General features: G+C 72.4%; 17 protein-coding genes and 1 pseudogene. 8 read left to right on the forward strand and 10 right to left on the reverse strand.

What is annotated here, in order from left to right:
• Positions 1-98: 98 nt before the first annotated feature.
• A complete protein-coding gene (locus GB932_RS15975; RefSeq protein WP_156761659.1) occupies positions 99-998 on the reverse strand; it encodes an EamA family transporter in 900 nt (299 codons plus the stop codon).
• Positions 999-1,076: 78 nt separating this feature from the next.
• Between GB932_RS15975 and GB932_RS15980 the strand changes: the two genes are divergently transcribed.
• From GB932_RS15980 to GB932_RS15990, 3 genes are all read left to right on the forward strand, one after another.
• The gene (locus tag GB932_RS15980; RefSeq protein ID WP_156761660.1) at positions 1,077-1,961 is read left to right on the forward strand and encodes a LysR family transcriptional regulator; all 885 of its coding nucleotides are present in this window, start codon (positions 1,077-1,079) and stop codon (positions 1,959-1,961) included.
• 95 nt (positions 1,962-2,056) lie between these two features.
• A complete protein-coding gene (locus GB932_RS15985) occupies positions 2,057-2,518 on the forward strand; it encodes a GNAT family N-acetyltransferase (RefSeq protein WP_156761661.1) in 462 nt (153 codons plus the stop codon).
• A gap of 164 nt (positions 2,519-2,682) precedes the next feature.
• Positions 2,683-3,447 (forward strand): LLM class flavin-dependent oxidoreductase, encoded by a 765-nt coding sequence (locus GB932_RS15990; RefSeq protein ID WP_156761662.1) that lies wholly within the window; start codon positions 2,683-2,685, stop codon positions 3,445-3,447.
• Positions 3,448-3,643: 196 nt separating this feature from the next.
• Here GB932_RS15990 and GB932_RS15995 read toward each other — a convergent pair whose 3' ends face one another.
• Both GB932_RS15995 and GB932_RS16000 read right to left on the reverse strand, forming a co-directional pair.
• Complete coding sequence (locus tag GB932_RS15995; RefSeq protein WP_156761663.1) at positions 3,644-4,546, reverse strand: LysR family transcriptional regulator; 903 nt, start codon at positions 4,544-4,546, stop codon at positions 3,644-3,646.
• A gap of 27 nt (positions 4,547-4,573) precedes the next feature.
• Entirely contained in the window at positions 4,574-5,248 is a 675-nt protein-coding gene (locus GB932_RS16000) for an SDR family NAD(P)-dependent oxidoreductase (protein WP_156761664.1), read from the reverse strand.
• Positions 5,249-5,419: 171 nt separating this feature from the next.
• Here GB932_RS16000 and GB932_RS19670 point away from each other — a divergent pair, with 171 nt between their 5' ends.
• Entirely contained in the window at positions 5,420-5,566 is a 147-nt protein-coding gene (locus GB932_RS19670; protein ID WP_306769968.1) for a hypothetical protein, read from the forward strand.
• A gap of 18 nt (positions 5,567-5,584) precedes the next feature.
• Positions 5,585-6,253: pseudogene (locus GB932_RS16005) on the forward strand (aldo/keto reductase); the annotation flags it as partial.
• Positions 6,254-6,326: 73 nt separating this feature from the next.
• On the opposite strand, the gene GB932_RS16010 reads toward GB932_RS16005, so the two are convergent.
• From GB932_RS16010 to aztB, 5 genes are all read right to left on the reverse strand, one after another.
• Positions 6,327-7,826, reverse strand: coding sequence for a phosphatase PAP2 family protein (locus GB932_RS16010; RefSeq protein WP_231916255.1), 1,500 nt, complete (start codon positions 7,824-7,826; stop codon positions 6,327-6,329).
• A 203-nt stretch (positions 7,827-8,029) separates the two neighbouring features.
• Positions 8,030-9,265, reverse strand: a complete 1,236-nt coding sequence (gene aztD, locus GB932_RS16015; protein WP_156761666.1) for a zinc metallochaperone AztD — start codon at positions 9,263-9,265, stop codon at positions 8,030-8,032.
• A gap of 26 nt (positions 9,266-9,291) precedes the next feature.
• Positions 9,292-10,353, reverse strand: coding sequence for a zinc ABC transporter substrate-binding protein AztC (gene aztC, locus GB932_RS16020; RefSeq protein WP_156761667.1), 1,062 nt, complete (start codon positions 10,351-10,353; stop codon positions 9,292-9,294).
• The gene (locus GB932_RS16025) at positions 10,350-11,519 is read right to left on the reverse strand and encodes an ABC transporter (RefSeq protein ID WP_156761668.1); all 1,170 of its coding nucleotides are present in this window, start codon (positions 11,517-11,519) and stop codon (positions 10,350-10,352) included. The genes aztC and GB932_RS16025 overlap by 4 nt, the downstream gene beginning before the upstream one ends.
• Before the next feature lie 182 nt (positions 11,520-11,701).
• Positions 11,702-12,643, reverse strand: coding sequence for a zinc ABC transporter permease AztB (gene aztB / locus GB932_RS16030; RefSeq protein WP_156761669.1), 942 nt, complete (start codon positions 12,641-12,643; stop codon positions 11,702-11,704).
• A gap of 51 nt (positions 12,644-12,694) precedes the next feature.
• On the opposite strand from aztB, the gene aztA reads away from it, so the two are divergent.
• From aztA to GB932_RS16045, 3 genes are all read left to right on the forward strand, one after another.
• On the forward strand, positions 12,695-13,312 hold the full coding sequence (aztA, locus tag GB932_RS16035; protein WP_156761670.1) for a zinc ABC transporter ATP-binding protein AztA: 618 nt from the start codon (positions 12,695-12,697) through the stop codon (positions 13,310-13,312).
• 76 nt (positions 13,313-13,388) lie between these two features.
• The gene (locus GB932_RS16040; RefSeq protein ID WP_156761671.1) at positions 13,389-14,006 is read left to right on the forward strand and encodes an acyl-CoA synthetase; all 618 of its coding nucleotides are present in this window, start codon (positions 13,389-13,391) and stop codon (positions 14,004-14,006) included.
• Positions 14,003-14,335: an amino acid transporter gene (locus GB932_RS16045; RefSeq protein ID WP_156761672.1), complete on the forward strand. Its 333-nt coding sequence runs from the start codon at positions 14,003-14,005 to the stop codon at positions 14,333-14,335. The genes GB932_RS16040 and GB932_RS16045 overlap by 4 nt, the downstream gene beginning before the upstream one ends.
• A 6-nt stretch (positions 14,336-14,341) precedes the next feature.
• On the opposite strand, the gene GB932_RS16050 is transcribed toward GB932_RS16045, so the two are convergent.
• Both GB932_RS16050 and GB932_RS16055 read right to left on the reverse strand, forming a co-directional pair.
• A complete protein-coding gene (locus GB932_RS16050; RefSeq protein ID WP_156761673.1) occupies positions 14,342-15,106 on the reverse strand; it encodes a hypothetical protein in 765 nt (254 codons plus the stop codon).
• Positions 15,106-15,684, reverse strand: coding sequence for a hypothetical protein (locus tag GB932_RS16055; RefSeq protein WP_156761674.1), 579 nt, complete (start codon positions 15,682-15,684; stop codon positions 15,106-15,108). Before GB932_RS16055 ends, GB932_RS16050 begins: the two co-directional genes overlap by 1 nt.
• Positions 15,685-15,694 lie beyond the last annotated feature (10 nt).

Here is a 15,694-nt window from a genome sequence, read left to right on the forward strand (position 1 = left end):
GGCACCCCGAAGCACAATGCAGTCGATCCGGCCGGTGGGTTGGAGTAGAACCGGTTCCGCGGGCCGTGCGGGCCGAGATCGACTGCATTGTGCTGGGTTCAGGGCGCGACCGGCGTCGGCCGCGGCGCCAGAGCCCCGCGGCGCGGACGCGCCGCCCAGAGCTGCCCGGCCACCAGGGCCGCGATCGCGAGGGCGAAGCCGGCCGATTGCGCGAGGGTGAAGCTCTCGCCCAGCAGGCCGAGGCCGAGGGCTGCGGCGACGAGGGGCGACAGCGTCGGCAGCAGCCCCGACGCGGCGATCGGCAGGCGCTGCACCCCGCGGAACCACAGCGTGTACGCGAGCACACCGCCGACGAGCGCGAGCCAGAGGTAGCCGGCGACGCCCGCGGCGTCGACCGAGGCGGGAACGCTGTCGAAGACGAGGAAGATCGGGAGCAGCACGATGCCGCCCGCCGTGAGCTGCCAGCCGGCGAACGCGAGCGCGCTGACGCCCTCGGGCCGGCCCCACCTCTTCGTCAGCACCGTGCCGAGCGCCATCACGCCCGCGCCGCCGAGCGCCGCGACCAGGCCGAGCGGATCGAGCCCGGCCGCGGGGCCGAGCGCGACGAGCGCGACGCCGATGGCCCCCGCGGCGGCGATCGCGAGCGCCGCGGCGCGGGTCCGCTCCCCGAGCAGCAGCCCGCCCAGCAGGATCGCGGCGAGCGGACCGACGCCTGCCGCCGCGCCCGCGACGCCGCCCGGCAGGCGCTCCGCCGCGATGAACAACAGGGGGAAGAATGCGCCGATGTTCAGCGCTCCGAGCACGAACGCTCTTCCCCACCAGGACCCGCGCGGCAGCGTGCGCGAGATCGCGATCGCGAGGATCCCCGCCGGCAGCGCCCGCATGAGCGCGGCGAAGTGCGGGTGCCCGGCGGGCAGCAGTTCGGTCGTGACGGCATAGGTGGTGCCCCAGGTCGCGGTTGCGAATGCGGCGAGCAGGAGAGTGGCGGTGCGGCTCATGCATCCAGGTTCGCGCGCAGATTGACATGAGTCCAACGCATTCTCTGCATGAACATGATGAGGTGAGATCATGAAGGTGTGGAGCTGCAGCAGCTGAGATACGCCGTCGCGATCGCCGAGGCGGGATCCTTCACGCGCGCCGCCGAGGCCTGCCGCGTCACGCAGTCGGCCCTGAGCCACCAGATCGCGGCTCTCGAGCGGGAGCTCGGCGCGCGGCTGTTCGTGCGGAGGCCGCGCGAGGTGCGCGCGACCGCGGCGGGCGAGGCCCTCATCACGCAGGGCCGGATCGCGCTCGCCGCCGTCGACAGGGCCCGCGACGATGTTGCGGCCGCCGAGGGCGTCGTGCGCGGGACGCTGCGGATCGGCGTGATCCCGACCGTCGTCGCGATCGACGTTCCGGCGACGGTGCGGGCGTTCCGCGAGCGGTTCCCCGAGGTGCGCGTCGAGGTCGCGCTCGGGGCGAGCGATGAGATGACCGCGCAGATCGACCGCGGCGAGCTCGACGTGGCGCTGCTCGGCCTGCATGCCGACATCCGGCCGGGCGGCGCGGTGCGCGAGCTGCGCCGCGAGAGGCTCGTCACGATCGTGGCGCGCGACGGCCGACTCGCGCGCCGCCGTCGCCTGCGGATCGCCGAGCTCGACGGAGCCGTGTTCGTCGACTTCCCTGCATCGAGCCCGGGACGCGCGCAGACCGATATGGCGTTCGCGGCGGCGGGCGTGGCCCGCGATGTCGCCTTCGAGGCGTGGCAGGCAGATCACATCCTCGGCATCGTCGCGGCCGATCTCGCGATCGCGATGGTCGCGCCGGGCGTCGCGGCGCGGGCGGAGGGCATCGTCGCGATCCCGACCGATGGGGCGCCGGAGCGCGTCGAGTATCTCGCCTGGCATCCTTCGGATCCGAGCCCCGCCGCGCGGGCCTTCGTCGCGGTCGTGGGCAGTTCCGAGGCAAGTCAGAATCGCTGAGACCTGCGATAACGGGCAGATCCGGCCTCTTCTCGGCGATCTCGCCTCACCTCGGGACACGGGACCGTGCCGGATCCGCGCGGCAGAATGGATCCGTGACCTTCAAGATCCGCCCTGACGACCTCAGCCATCCGGCAACCCGACAGCTCGTGTCGTCGCACGTCGACGAGATGCGGGCCGGATCCGAGCCCGAGGCGGTGCACGCCTACGATCTCGAGAGGCTGCGCGATCCGGCGGTGACTCTGTGGTCGGCGTGGCACGGTGAACGCGTCGCGGGCGTCGGCGGGCTCGCCCACCTCGACGATGAGCGCGGCGAGCTGAAGTCGTTCCGCACACATGTCGACTTCCTCGGGCGGGGTGTCGGGCGGCGGATCCTGCGGCACGCGATCGGTGAGGCCCGGATCCGCGGGTATCGCACCCTGTGGCTCGAGACGGGCACGGCCGCGTCGTTCGACGCCGCGCGCCACCTCTACGCGAGCGAGGGCTTCGAGCCGTGCGGCGCGTTCGGCGACTACGCCGAGCATCCCGAGTCGGCATTCATGACGATGCGGCTCTGACCGACGATCGCGGGAGTCCGGGCCGGGTCGCCTCCCGGTGCCGCGCAGCACAGTGCAGTCGATCCGGGCGTCGCGGGCCCAAGAACCCGGTTCCCCGGCTCGAACCCGGCCGAATCGACTGCGTCGTGTTTCCGGAGGGGCGAAGACCTGCCACGCTGGGATCCATGCATCCGACACGCATATCGCTGGGAATCGCGGGCGGGATCGGGACCGAGAAGGCGGCGGCCCTCGCACCGCGCCTCGAGGAGGCCGGGTTCCACTCGCTCTGGATCAACGAGACCCCCGGCGTCAACGCCCTCGAGGTCGCGGCGGCCGCTGCGCGCGAGACCGACCGCCTGCGGGTCGCGACGGGCGTCATCCCCGTCGATCGGCGCCCCGCGAGCGAGCTCCTCGACGACGTCGCCCGGCTCGGCATCTCGGAGGACAGGCTGACGCTCGGCATCGGCGCGGGACAGCGCCGCCGCGGCGCGCTCGCGATGATGGAGCAGACGCTCGAGGATCTGCGCGACGGCACGGTCGCGTCGCTCGCGCTCGGCGCTCTCGGCCCCAGGATGCGCGGGCTCGCCGCCGCGCACGCCGACGGGGTCGTGCTGAACTGGCTCACGCCGGCCGCGGCGGCCGCGCAGCGCCGTGAGTTCGACGGATCCGCGACAGATGTGGTCCTCTACGTGCGCACGAACGTCGACGGATCCGCGCGCGAACGCCTCGAAGAGGAGGCCGATCGGTACGCGGGCTTCCCCGCGTATCGCGCGAACTTCGAGCGGCTCAGGTTCTCGGCGCGGGACACCGTGCTGCCGGCGCCCGGGTCACCCGATATCGCGCCGCGGCTCGCGGAGTACGCCGAAGCCGTCGACGAGGTCGTGCTCCGCGCGATCACGCCGGGCGATCACCTGGACGAGCTCCTGAGGTTCCTCCCGCTCGCTGCCTGACCCGCGAGCCGATCCGCCCCCAGGTCGGGCAGCACGACGCAGTCGATTCGTCGGGGTCCGAGCCCAGACACCGGCGTGTCGGCCGTCTCGCACGCGGATCGACTGCATTGTGCTGGCCGGGCCCGCGTGCTGCGACCGCCGCACGCGGATCGACGGCGCGCCGGACATGGCGCCGGACCATGCCACCCGACCCGCCCTATGCGACGGTGACGAGCTCCTCGCGCAGCGCGGTGACGGCCGCGTACGGCATGAGCATGGCGGCGAACGCCTCGGCGAGCGGCGTCGGATCCGCGCAGAGCGCCGCGTGGATCTCCCACTCCGGCGCGCCCACGAGGGGCGAGACCGCGAGCTCCGACGCCGCCTGCTTCGCCGCGATCGACTCGGGCACGACGGCACGTCCGAACCCCCGCCCGATGAGGCTCAGCAGCATGTGCACGTCGCCGACCTCGACGACGGTGCGGCGCTCGATCCCGCGCTCGGCGAGGGCGCGGTCGAGCACCCGGCGGGCCTCCCACGTGGGCCCGAAGTCGACGAGCCGGGCGCCGTCGAGGTCGTCGAGCGATGCGGGGTGGGGCGACGCGTCACCCGGATCCGACAGCAGCACGAAGGGTTCGCGCCGCAGCAGCGTTCCCTCGGACGAGGGGGAGTCGGAGCCGCGTGCGACGAGCGCGACGTCGAGCCGGCCGCTGTCGACGAGCGGCGCGAGCCGCGACGATGTGTCCTGCACGAACTCGAGGTCGGCGGCGGGATGCCGCTCGGCGAACGTCGTCATGAGGTCGGCGATGTCGACGAGGCCGCCGAAGCACTGCTCCGCGCCGATGCGCACGGCGAGGCCGCGCGGGGCGCCGCCCGCAAGCGCCCGCTGCGCCTCGCGGACATCGTCGAGGATCCGCTCGGCGCGCGGCAGGAAGCGCGCCCCGGCGGGCGTCAGCTGCGCCCCGCGCCGCCCCCGCTCGAACAGCGGCACCCCGAGCTCGCGCTCCAGGGAGCGGATCGAGGAGGACAGGCCCGGCTGCGACACGAACGAGCGCTCGGCCGCGCGCGTGAAGCTGCCCTCCTCGGCGATCGCGAGGACGAATTCGAGCTGGCGCACATCCATGCGCCTATCCTCTCGTGGTTCGCGGAATCAGTACGGCTGCTCCTCGAGCTCCGTCGCGAAGTGGCGGAACTCGCCCCGCTCCGCGTGCATCCGCCACAGCTTCTCCGCGAGCACCTCGGGATCCTTGTCGGGGTGTCCCGCGATGATCCCTCCGGGGATGATCAGCTGGCCCACGTGGATCGGCTCGTCGGCCATCGCCTGGCGCAGCATCTCGGCGTAGGCGGTCTCGCCCGCGAACGCGATCGAGGTGCCGGCGAAGTGCTGCACGGGCTGCACGGCGCTGCCGCCGTTGACGAACAGCACGGTGCCGCGGCCGAGCACGCGCATACCCTGCAGCACCTGGTGCACGGCCGCAAGGGGACCGTAGACGCTGAACTCGATCGCCGCGCGCACATCGGCGACGGTCGACTCGAGGAGCGGGCGCAGGAACTCCTTCTGCGGGAGCGGGTTGTACGAGAGCACCTCGATCGGGCCGAGCTCCTGCGAGGCGCGGTCGAGCGCTTCGACGAGCGCCTCGGGATCGCGGACGTTCGCGGCGTATCCGCGTGCCGTGAGCCCTTCGGCGCGGAGGTCGTCGGCGAGGGCGTCGACGCGCTCCTGGCTGCGCGAGATGAGGGCGAGGTCGAAGCCCTCGCGCCCGAAGCGGCGGGCGAGCGCGGCGCCCAGATTGCGGCCCGCGCCGATGATGGCGAATGTGGTCATGGTGGTGCGTCCTCTCGTCGGATGACGTGTCCGAGCCTAGGAAGGATCCCGCGCCGCGGGGCGGGCCGACCGATAGCGATCTGCTATGGATCCGGGGGAATCGCGCGCGGAGGCGCCCGATTCTGATTCGATGCGTGCGGGGCGGATGCCCCGATGCGAGAGGAGAGCACGATGACCGCAGTTCCCACGATCGAGATGAACACGGGCAGGGCGATCCCGCAGCTGGGATACGGCACCTATCAGGTGGCGCCCGAGGAGACGAAGGATGCCGTGCTCGCGGCGTTCGAGGTGGGCTACCGCCACATCGACACGGCGTAGGGCTACCGCAATGAGCAGGGCGTGGGCGACGCGCTGGCGGCCTCGGGCCTCGAGCGCGACGAGGTGTTCCTCACGAGCAAGCTCACCAACGGCGCGCACCGCCGCGACGACGCGCTGCGGGCCACCGATGAGAGCCTCGAGAGGCTCGGCGTCGACGCGATGGACCTGTACCTGATCCACTGGCCGCTGCCGACGATCGACGTCGACTTCGTCGACACGTGGAAGACGATGATCGAGATCCGCGACGCCGGCAGGGCGCGCGCCATCGGCGTCTCGAACTTCCAGGTCCCGCACCTGCAGCGCCTGTTCGACGAGACGGGAGTCGTCCCCGCCGTGAACCAGATCGAGGTGCACCCGTACCTCACGAACGAGGCGGTGCGCGCGTTCGGCGCGGAGCACGGGATCCGCACCGAGGCGTGGTCGCCCATCGCGCAGGGGGCCGTTCTCGGCGACCCGGTGCTGCAGGAGATCGCGGACCGCGTGGGCCGCACGACGGCGCAGGTCACGCTCCGCTGGCACATCCAGCGCGGCGACGTCGTCTTCCCGAAGTCGATCACGCGCTCGCGCGTGGAGGAGAACTTCCGCCTCTTCGACTTCGAGCTGACGGGCGACGACGTCGCGGCGATCTCGGCGCTCAACCGCGACGAGCGCACGGGCCCCGACCCCGACACGTTCGACATGGTGTGACGCCCCCGTCCAGATGACCCGCACCGACCGCTTTCGGCACGGAAGCCGTCGGTGCGGGTCATCTGAGGCGGTGTCAGCGGCGCACGAGCTTCTCTGACGACTCCCGCGTGGTCGTGCCGTCCGTGACGGCGACCGCCAGCGACGCGCCGCGATCGGCGTCTGTCACGTCGTACGTCCGGCCGTCGGCCCCGGGGATCGGATCCCCGTCCCGGAGCCACTGGTACGCGAGGTCGGCGCGCACCGCCCAGGATCCGGTGACGGCCTTCAGCGTGTGACCGACCTTCGCCGCGCCCGCGACGACCGGTCGCGGTCCGCGCTCCTCGCCCGCGAGCGACACGGATCCGTCGTCGCCCACGACGATCTCGGCGGTCATCGCCGCCGCGAGGTCGATGCGCTGCCAGCTCTCCTCCTCGCCCACGTCGAGGGGGTGGCCCGAATCGATCGCGGTGAGCGCGAGCACCTCGCGACGCTGCGCATCGGTCAGCTCGGGGCGGCTGCTGATGAGGAGCGATTCGGCGCCGTCGGGGACGACGACGTCCTCGCCGCGCTCGCCCGTGAGGGGGAACCCGTAGCTCAGCTTCTCCTGGAAGAACGCGAGCGCGTCGCGGGTGCTCATGTACGGCGTGTCCTCGGAGATGCAGACCTCGAGCGTCGCGCCGCAGCCCTCCTCGAGCACGTCGTGCAGCTCGGACGAGGCCTCTTCCATGAGCCCGGCGAACTCCTCGTCGGCCCAGCGCAGCTGGACGATCTTCTGGCCCATCATCCGCCCACCGACCACGTCGAGGGCGAAGTGGGCGCCCATCACGATGCGGTTGTCGCCCGCCTCGGCCGTGCGGGCGAGGATCTGCGGAGCGAGCTCCGGCAGCATCGTCGCGAGCGCGGTGCCCTGCCAGTACGCCTGAGACGTGTGGCCGGACGGGAACGCGCCGCTCGTGGAGGCCCAGGCGTCGCCGCCCTCCTTGTCGACGAGCGTCAGCCGACCGCCGTCGTCGGTGCTGTACACGAGCTCACCGTCCACCATGTTCATCTGCAGGTAGGGGCGATCGAAGTCGAAGAACGTCTTCGGCGGATTGGTCGACGCGTAGTAGCCGATGAGGCCGCCGCTCTTCGTGAGCAGCGCCCGGGTCTTCGGCAGCTCGCCGTTCGCCATCGCGCCGGCGTAGATCGCGCCGAGGTCCTTGCCGAGACCGTCCGCCATCGTCAGCGACATGTCGCCGTACTGGTCGACGATCGCGCGCTCGTGCTGTTCGTCGCTCGCCGTCGTGTTGATCTCGGCGGTGACGTCCTCGTTGAAGGCCATCACCTCCGCGTCGCCGGTCTCGGCATACGCCCCATCGGTGCGCAGGGCGTCGAAGACGTCGAGCATGCGGATCGACCAGTTCTCGGGATCCGGGTCGGTCTTCGAACCCGTGCTCGTGGTGTCGTTCGAGGCGTACGGCTGGGTCAGCTGTTCGTCGGTGAAGCCGTCTGCGGCATGCGCCGCTGTCGCGCCGACGATGCTGGGGAGGAGCACGCCGGCTCCGAGGGCGATGGCCGCGGCCCTGCGGGGCCGGGTGAGAGGAGAGGTGGTCACGGGGATCCTTCGTCGTGGTGGTCGAATCGGATCCACGGTGCCGTGCATGGCGGAACGCGAGATGAACGACACATGACGACGGCGTGCGGACCCTGTTGACGTACATCAGGGGAACACGAAGCGGGCGGGCGCGGTGACCCGCGCCCGCCCCGTGGTCCGTCGTGAGGCGGACCGCGCGCGGAGCCCCATCTCCGCGCGAGTCATCAGCCGATGTTGACCGCCATCTCGTTCGGCTGCGCCGCGAGCGCGTCGCTCTCGGCGAGCACCTCGCCGGTGGCGAGGTCGACCGACACGACGCGGTCGTTTGCGACATCGGCGACGTAGGCGACGGATCCGTCGGTCGTCAGCGCCGGGTGCGGCTCCTGCCACTCTGCGGGCGACTCCCACGCGTCGATGACCGGGTGCTCGTCCGTGATCTCGCCCGTCGCGGGGTCGAGGACGTGGATGGATCCGTCGGAGCCGAGGATGTAGGCGTTGTCCTCGGGACCGCGGACGACGCCGCGCCACGTGTACTCGATGCCGTCGAGCTCGACGACCTCGTATTCGTGGGCCGCCGTGTCGATCAGCGCGACCTCGTGGAGGAAGTAGCCCTCCGCGTCGGGGTCGTTCTTGTAGTCGCCGACGATGATCGGGCTCGTCTCGGACACGTACGCGTTGCCCATGCGGCCGTACTCGTCCGGCGCGGTGAACTTCTCGAACTCACCGTCGTGGTACAGCAGCGCGCCGTCCTCGCAGCCGAAGATCACGGCCTCGCCCTGCGCGGTGCCTTCGCCGTGGATGCCCGGGCACTCGTCCGACGAGGCGGCCTCGTCGAAGTGTCCGTCGTGCGGGTGGAGCGCGACGGCGCCCGAGCGCGAGGTCTCGTCGCCGACGGTCGTGAGCAGCGTGCCGTCCTCGAGGACGATCGAGACGCCGTGGTGCGCGTCCTCCGCCTCGTATGTCTGCACCTCGGGCAGCTCGCCGCCCGCGTCGAGCAGCGCGTCGGTGTCGAAGATCGTCGTCTCGCCCGTGCCGTCGGCGAACAGCGCGGTCGTGCCGCCGTGGCGCACGACGTGGCCCGCGGCGTCCGCCTTGAAGACGAGATCGGTCAGCTCGGGCGTGGCGGTGTCGAGCACCTGGAAGCCGGCCGTCGTCGTCACGAAGACGTGGCGGCCGTCGCCGGCGGGGTTCAGGCGCGTGAACTCCTCGGAGTCGAACGAGGCGACCTCCTCGAGGGTGGCGGCGTCGAGCACGACGACCTGGCCTTCGAGCGAGACGGCGAGGCGAGAGCCCGCCGCGACGTCGGCGGCGGCGGCCTCCTGCGAGGCGGTGGCGTCGTCCGCTGGGGCGTCGTCGCCGGATCCGTTCGATCCGGCGCCGGACGCGCAGCCCGTCGCGATGAGCGCGAGGACGGCGAGCGAGGCGACACCCGCGGCGAGGCGAGTGGGGGTGGGGGTCATGGTGTTCCTTTCGGCTGGTGTGGCGCTCACGGGGTGAGGCCGTCGGAGATGCGGCGCGTGTTCTCGCGCAGCATCGTGAGGTAGGTGTCGGCACCCTCGCCGGGTTGCGTCAGGGATTCGGTGAAGAGTCGGGCGACGTCGACCTCGATGCCCGCCTCGTCGGCGAGCACCTGCATGAGGCGGTCCGGCTGCGACGATTCGGCGAAGATCGTCGGCACGCCCGCGGAGGTGATGGCCGTCGAGAGCTCCTCGAGGTCGGCCGCCGAGGGCGACGCGAGCGTCGAGCCGCCGGGGATCGCGGCGCCGACGACCTCGAAGTCGAAGCGCTCGGCGAGGTACCCGAACACGTGGTGGTTCGTCACGAGGGCCCGGCGCCCGGCGGGGATCGCGTCGAACGCCGCCGTCATCTCGGCGTCGACCGCGGCGAGGTCGTCGCGATACGCGTCGGCGTTCTCCGCGACGGCGGCCGCGTCGATTCCGTCGATCCCGACGAGCTCCTCCTCGAGGGCGTCGACGACATCGACCATGCGTGCGGGATCCGTCCAGAAGTGCGGATCCGCCGCGCCCTCGGAGTAGTCGAGGACGTCGATGTGGTCGCCCGCGACGAAGCGCTCGGCGCCCGCGTCGGCTGCGGTCTCGAGGTGCTGTTCGACGGCCTCTTCGAGGCCCAGACCGTTCGAGACGAGCAGATCGGCGTCGGCGAGCATCGCCGCCTCCTGCGCGGAGATCTCGAACGAGTGCGGGTCGGCATTGCGCTTCATGAGGGTCGTGACCTCGGCGGTGTCGCCGACGAGCTCGGTGGCGACGTCGCCGAGGATGTTCGTCGTCACGATGATCTGCGGCGCGTCGGATCCGCCTGTCGCGGGCGCGCACCCGGCGAGTGTGAGCGCCGCGATCCCCGTCGCGGCGAGCGCCCGTACATGACGACGCCAATTCTGTGCGGAGATGCCGGATCGGGTCGAACTGCGGCCCTGTGGACGAAGATCGGCGTCCCCACCGCCGCTCGGCCCGCCGCTGCGCGCCGGGCCGAGCCTCGCGGCGGCGTGGGCCCAGTCATGCAGATGGGGGATCAGGGCGCGGGCGCTCATCGGCCGACCTCGATCGCGACGGCGAGGGCGGTGGGCGTCTCGATCTCGCGGGCGATGCGCGCGCCGTCGGCGAAGTCGATCTCGTACACGACGCCGGCCTCCGGTGACGAGACGTACGCGCGGGTCGTGTCGACCGTGAGGGTGGACCCCTCGTCGGCGATCGGCTCGGTCGCGCCGAGCTCGGTGCCGTCCGGCCCGAACACGCGCACGCGGCCCTGAGCATCGAGCGCGACGACGTGCTCGTCGGCATCGTCGGCCGCGACGACCTGCGTCAGCTCGGCGTCGACGGCGACGCGCCGCATCGTCTCGGCGCGGGTGTCGAGGAGCCAGAAGCCGTCGGAGCCCGACAGCGCCGCGACCGTCGGGCGGTTCTTGCGCCCGCCGAAGTCCGTCGCCGGCGCGCCGTCGGCGGACGCCTCGATCCGGTCGAAGGCGATGGATCCGTCGTCCTCGGTCGCGAGGAGCGCGCCGTCCGCGCAGCCGATGAGCGTGCCCACGCGCGTCGTGATGCCGCCCGACGGATCCGTGCACTCCTCCTCGGCGCCGCCGACGATCTCGCCCGATGCGTCGTGCACCCGGGCGATGCCGGCGTCGGATCCGTCGGCGAGGGCGATGATCGTGAGCTCGCCGACAGGCGCGACGACGCCGGCCGTCGCGTCGGTGTCGAGGCGGAACCGCTCGGCGATCTCGCCGTCTGCGAGGGTCGCCATGTCGAGGGCGACGGCCTCGCCGGATCCGGCGAAGAACACGCCGGTCGTGCCGACGGTGGCGAGCTGCGGCGTGACGATCGTCGCGGGCCCATCGCCCGGGAGCGAGCCGACGATCGCGGGGTCGGCGCGGTAGTAGTGGAAGTGGTCACCGTGATCCCACGTCCAGGCGCCGCCGTCGACGACGTCGAGCCCTGAGTCGACCTCGACGAATGCGAAGCGGCCGTCGGACGCGATGCCGGTGGGGGATCCGATCTCGCCGAGGCTCTGATCCTCCTCCGTGAGCAGGTCGACGAGGCCGACCTCGCCGGACGACGAGACGGACAGGAGGCGCGACTGCGGCTCTGACATCTCGGCGGCACCGCTCACCTCGCCGTGGCCGCCGCTCGCGGCCGTCGGCTCGGGAGTCTCGGCGTCGGCGGTGCCGGAGGGCGTCCCCGCGCAGCCAGCGAGCCCCACGGCGACGGTCGTCGCGAGGAGTGCCCCTGCACAACGACGCCGATTCTGTGCGGAGAAGCGGAATCGGGCCGATTTCGGGGCGTGCGGGCGAGATTCGGCGTCCCCACCGCCTCTCGGCCCGCCGCTTCGCGCCGGACCGAGCCTCGCGGCGGCGTGGGCCCAGTTATGCAGGGGGTGTCGGGTCATGAACTGCTTTCCGTGACGGTGGCGGACGTCCGCTCGGCCGGGGTGCGGTCCGCTGCGGAGGAGGTGCGGGGGTGGAAGGTGTGGACCGGATCCTCGGCCGGATGCGCCGCGGTCGATGCGCGGAGCCGCGCGGTGAGAGAGGCGACGAGCGCCGACGCGCCGGCGAGGAGGATCGCCGTGCCGGCGATCGTCGGCCCGGCCGCGGTGGCTGCGTGCCACGACACGAGGAGGCCGACGGCGACGGCCACGGATCCGAAGACCGCGGCGAGGGCCATCGTCGACACGATCGTGCGCGTCCACTGGCCCGCCGCGACGGCGGGGGCGAGCAGCATGCCGACGACCAGCAGGGATCCGACGGCCTGGTAGGAGGCGACGATCGCGAGCGTCACGAGCCCCGTGAGGACGACGTGGGCGAGACGGGGCCGAAGGCCGAGCGTCTGCGCGATGCGCGTGTCGAAGGCGGCCGCGACGAATGAGCGGTGCATGATCCACGCGACGGCGAGGGTGATGACCAGGGCGGCCGCGATGAGCGCGATGTCGCCGACGCGGACGGCGAGGATGTCGCCGAAGAGGATCACGGTCGCGTCGGTCGCGAAGCTGCGCGAGTGGGAGACGATGATGATCCCGAGCGACAGCATGCCGACGAAGAGCAGGCCGATCGTCGTGTCGTAGGAGAGGCGCCCGCGTCGCTGCAGCGCGCCGATCGCGGCGCTCATCGCGATCGCGCTGGCGGCGCCGCCGATGAGCGCGGGCCATCCCGCGAGCGTGGCGATCGCGACGCCGGGGAGCATGCCGTGGCCGATGGCCTCGCCGAGGAACGCCATGCCGCGCGTGACGACCCAGGTGCCCACGATGGCGCAGAGGCACGCGATGAGCACGCCGCCGATGAGAGCGCGCGTCATGAAGTCGGCGGCGAAGGGGGCGATGATCCAGGGCACGAGGAGACACTCTACATGGAAATGAGAACGGTTATCAATTACTGTAGGGGCATGAGCTCCCCCTCGATCGCCGCGACCGGAATCTGCTTCGCCTACGACGGCGTCGACGTGCTGCACGAGGTCGACGCGCGCGTCGAGAGCGGGCTCCTCACGGCGATCGTCGGCGCGAACGGATCCGGGAAGTCGACCCTCGTCGAGATCCTCGCGGGCGTCAGGGCGCCCCGGGCGGGGACGGTCGATCGCGAGGGCGACCTCGCCCTCGTCGTCCAGCGGGTCCGGGTCTCGGAGACGCTCCCGCTCACGGTGCGCGAGGCGGTCGCGATGGGGACCTGGCGGCGGCGCGGCCGGCGCCGGGACGCGCGGAGGGTGGTCGACGACGCGCTCGAGCGCGTCGACCTGGCGGCCTATGCACGGCGCTCGTTCCACGCCCTCTCAGGAGGGCAGCGGCAGCGCGCGCTCATCGCGCAGGGCATCGCGCAGGAAGCGGACATCATGATCCTCGACGAGCCCGCCGCGGGGCTCGACGCCGACAGTCGCGAGCGGGTGCGCGACATCCTCGCCCGCGAGGCCGGTCGCGGTCGCGCCATCGCCTGGGTGACGCACGACGATGCGGACATCGCTCGGGCAGACAGGGTCGTCCGCCTGGTCGAGGGGCGTCGCGTCGCGTGAGCGGGCGGGCGGCCGGATCGCTCCCAGCCGCGGCGAATAGGATGGGGGGATCCCGCACACCGCCACGAGGATCCGCATGCCATCCCGCACCGCTTCGCCGCGCGCTGCCCGCGCGCTGCTGATCGCGCGGGCGCTCATCGCCGCGGCGGCCGCGCTGGCCGTCACCTTCGTCCAGGATCGCTCGGCCGGCTTCGCGCTCGCCGTCTTCGGCGGCTTCGCGCTCGCGACGGGGCTCATCCTGTTCGTCGACGCGCTCGCCGTCCGTTCGCGGGGCGGGACGAGGTCGACGGCGGTGCTCGCCGCGATCCATCTCGCCGCCGCGGCGTTCTGCCTCCTGCTGCCGATCGCCGCCGATGCGCGGTTCCACTGGGTGCTCGTCGCGTGGGCCGTTCTCGCCGGCGCGGGCGAGCTCGTCGCGGGCGTGCTCGGGCGTCGCCGCGGGACCGCCGACGCGCGCGATCGCATCACGATCGGCGCGCTGACGCTCGTGCTCGCGGCCGTGTCGCTCGTCGTGTCTCCCCAGTACGCGCTCGAGTACGTCATCGAGGAGGCGGGGCGTGAGTTCACCCTCACCGGGACGATCGTCGGCGTCGGCCTGTTCGGCGGCTGGGCCGCGATCGTCGCCGTCTACCTCGGGATCGGCGCGTTCTCCCCCGCGCCGCAGAAGACTCCGCTCACGAAGGACGCCGCATGACCGACAAGCCCACCCGCCGCGACCTCATGAAGCCCGTGCATCTGCTCGGGTTCGCATTCGCGGCGGCCCTCTTCGCGGGCTTCGTCACGGCCCTCTCGACGGGCGCGTTCACGGAGCAGCCGGGCGTGGTCGGATCCGCGTGGCGCCTCGCCGCGATCGTCGCCGGCATCGTGTTCATCGTCGTGCTGCTGTCGCTCGCGCTGCTGCTGCTCGTCGTGGACCCGCGAGACGTCGTCCGGCCGCACGACGGGCCCGTGATGAAGCCGGGCGCGGACGAGGACCAGCGCGAGGGCGACGGCGAGGCGAAGGCCCCGGACGGGCGCGAGTAGTCGCGCTCACTCCGCGCCGCACGCGACGACGACGTCGCCGGGCGCGTCGATCGGCGGCTGCTCTCCCCAGTCGCCGAATCGGAAGGATCCGTCTCCCGACAGATCGCCCGCGAGGAAGTCCCGCGGCAGAGGATCCCCCACCGCGGAGATCGTCATCTCCCCCTGCGGTGTGTCTCCGGTGCCGAGGTAGACGGACGTCGTCTCCGCGTCGGGAGCGGGTTCCATGACCGCCACGGACTCGACCGACGTCAGCAGCGTGCGCACGAGCTCCGCGGGGTCGAGCAGCGGCTCCCATTCGGCGAGCACGGCCCCGGGCGTGGGAAGGCACACCCAGCCGGAGGCCACGCGGCCGATGCCGATGTGGTCGGCGTAGGCGGCGTCGCCGGTCACGTAGGTGCCCCGCTCCGTGGCGATGATCCGGACGGTCATGCCATCGGCCGAGAGCTCGGCCATCATCTGCCCATCGGAGCCCGTGTACGCGACCTCGAGGGTGCGTCCCGGCGTCGGATCCTCCCGGGTGTTCTCCGGGACGATCAGCTCGGTCACCGTTCCCGAGTACGTCACGGCACCCGCCTCGCGCACCGCGCGCGTGATCTGCGAGATCACCCCGTCCTGAGGGATGAGCCAGATGCCGTTGCCGGGGTGCTCGGGGTCGAGGCGACCGACGTCGACGGCCGGCGGCACCGCGTCGTTCTTCTCGCGGTCGGCGGAGCAGCCCGACAGCGCGAGAGCGCTCGCGACGGCGACGGCGAGGATCCGCGCGCCGCGCATCAGGATCCCGCGTCGGCGATGCAGGTGCTCTGCGCGCCCTGCGCGGCGAGCTCGGCGGCGCCCAGCGTGACCGGGAGCTCGACGTGCTCGGCGCTGCGCACGACGAAGCAGGTCGTGTCGGTCCAGGTGCCGGTCGCCGAGGGCAGCCACGCGTCGGTGCTCGCCAGAACGAACTGCGTGAGGTCGGTCACGGCCCCGTCGCCGTCGACGGCGTACAGGTTGTAGGCGGCGTCGGGGCCGCTCCAGTCGACGCGCGCGTTGCCTCCGTCCAGCTCGATCGAGATATCGCTCACGACGACGTCGCTCGAGAGGATCGACGACACGATCATCCAGGCGGTCATGCCGAGGAGCGCCAGCACCGTCAGGATCGTCGAGACGAGCAGAGCGGGGTGGCGCCACCACGCCCGGGGTCTCTGCTGCCTGGCCGTCAGCTGGGGGAGCGGCCAGCCGCCCGGGCCGAGCGGCGGCTTGGCGCTCGGCGTGCGCAATCGCGTGTGGCCGGTCTCGCCGCCGATGACGACGCCGCGCGCGGCGCCCGCGCCGAACTGCGGATCGCCCGTGCTCGACGTCGCGCTCATGTCCCACCCC

The sequence above is a fragment of the Microbacterium karelineae genome (genome assembly GCF_009745985.1).
Lineage (GTDB): Bacteria > Actinomycetota > Actinomycetes > Actinomycetales > Microbacteriaceae > Microbacterium > Microbacterium karelineae.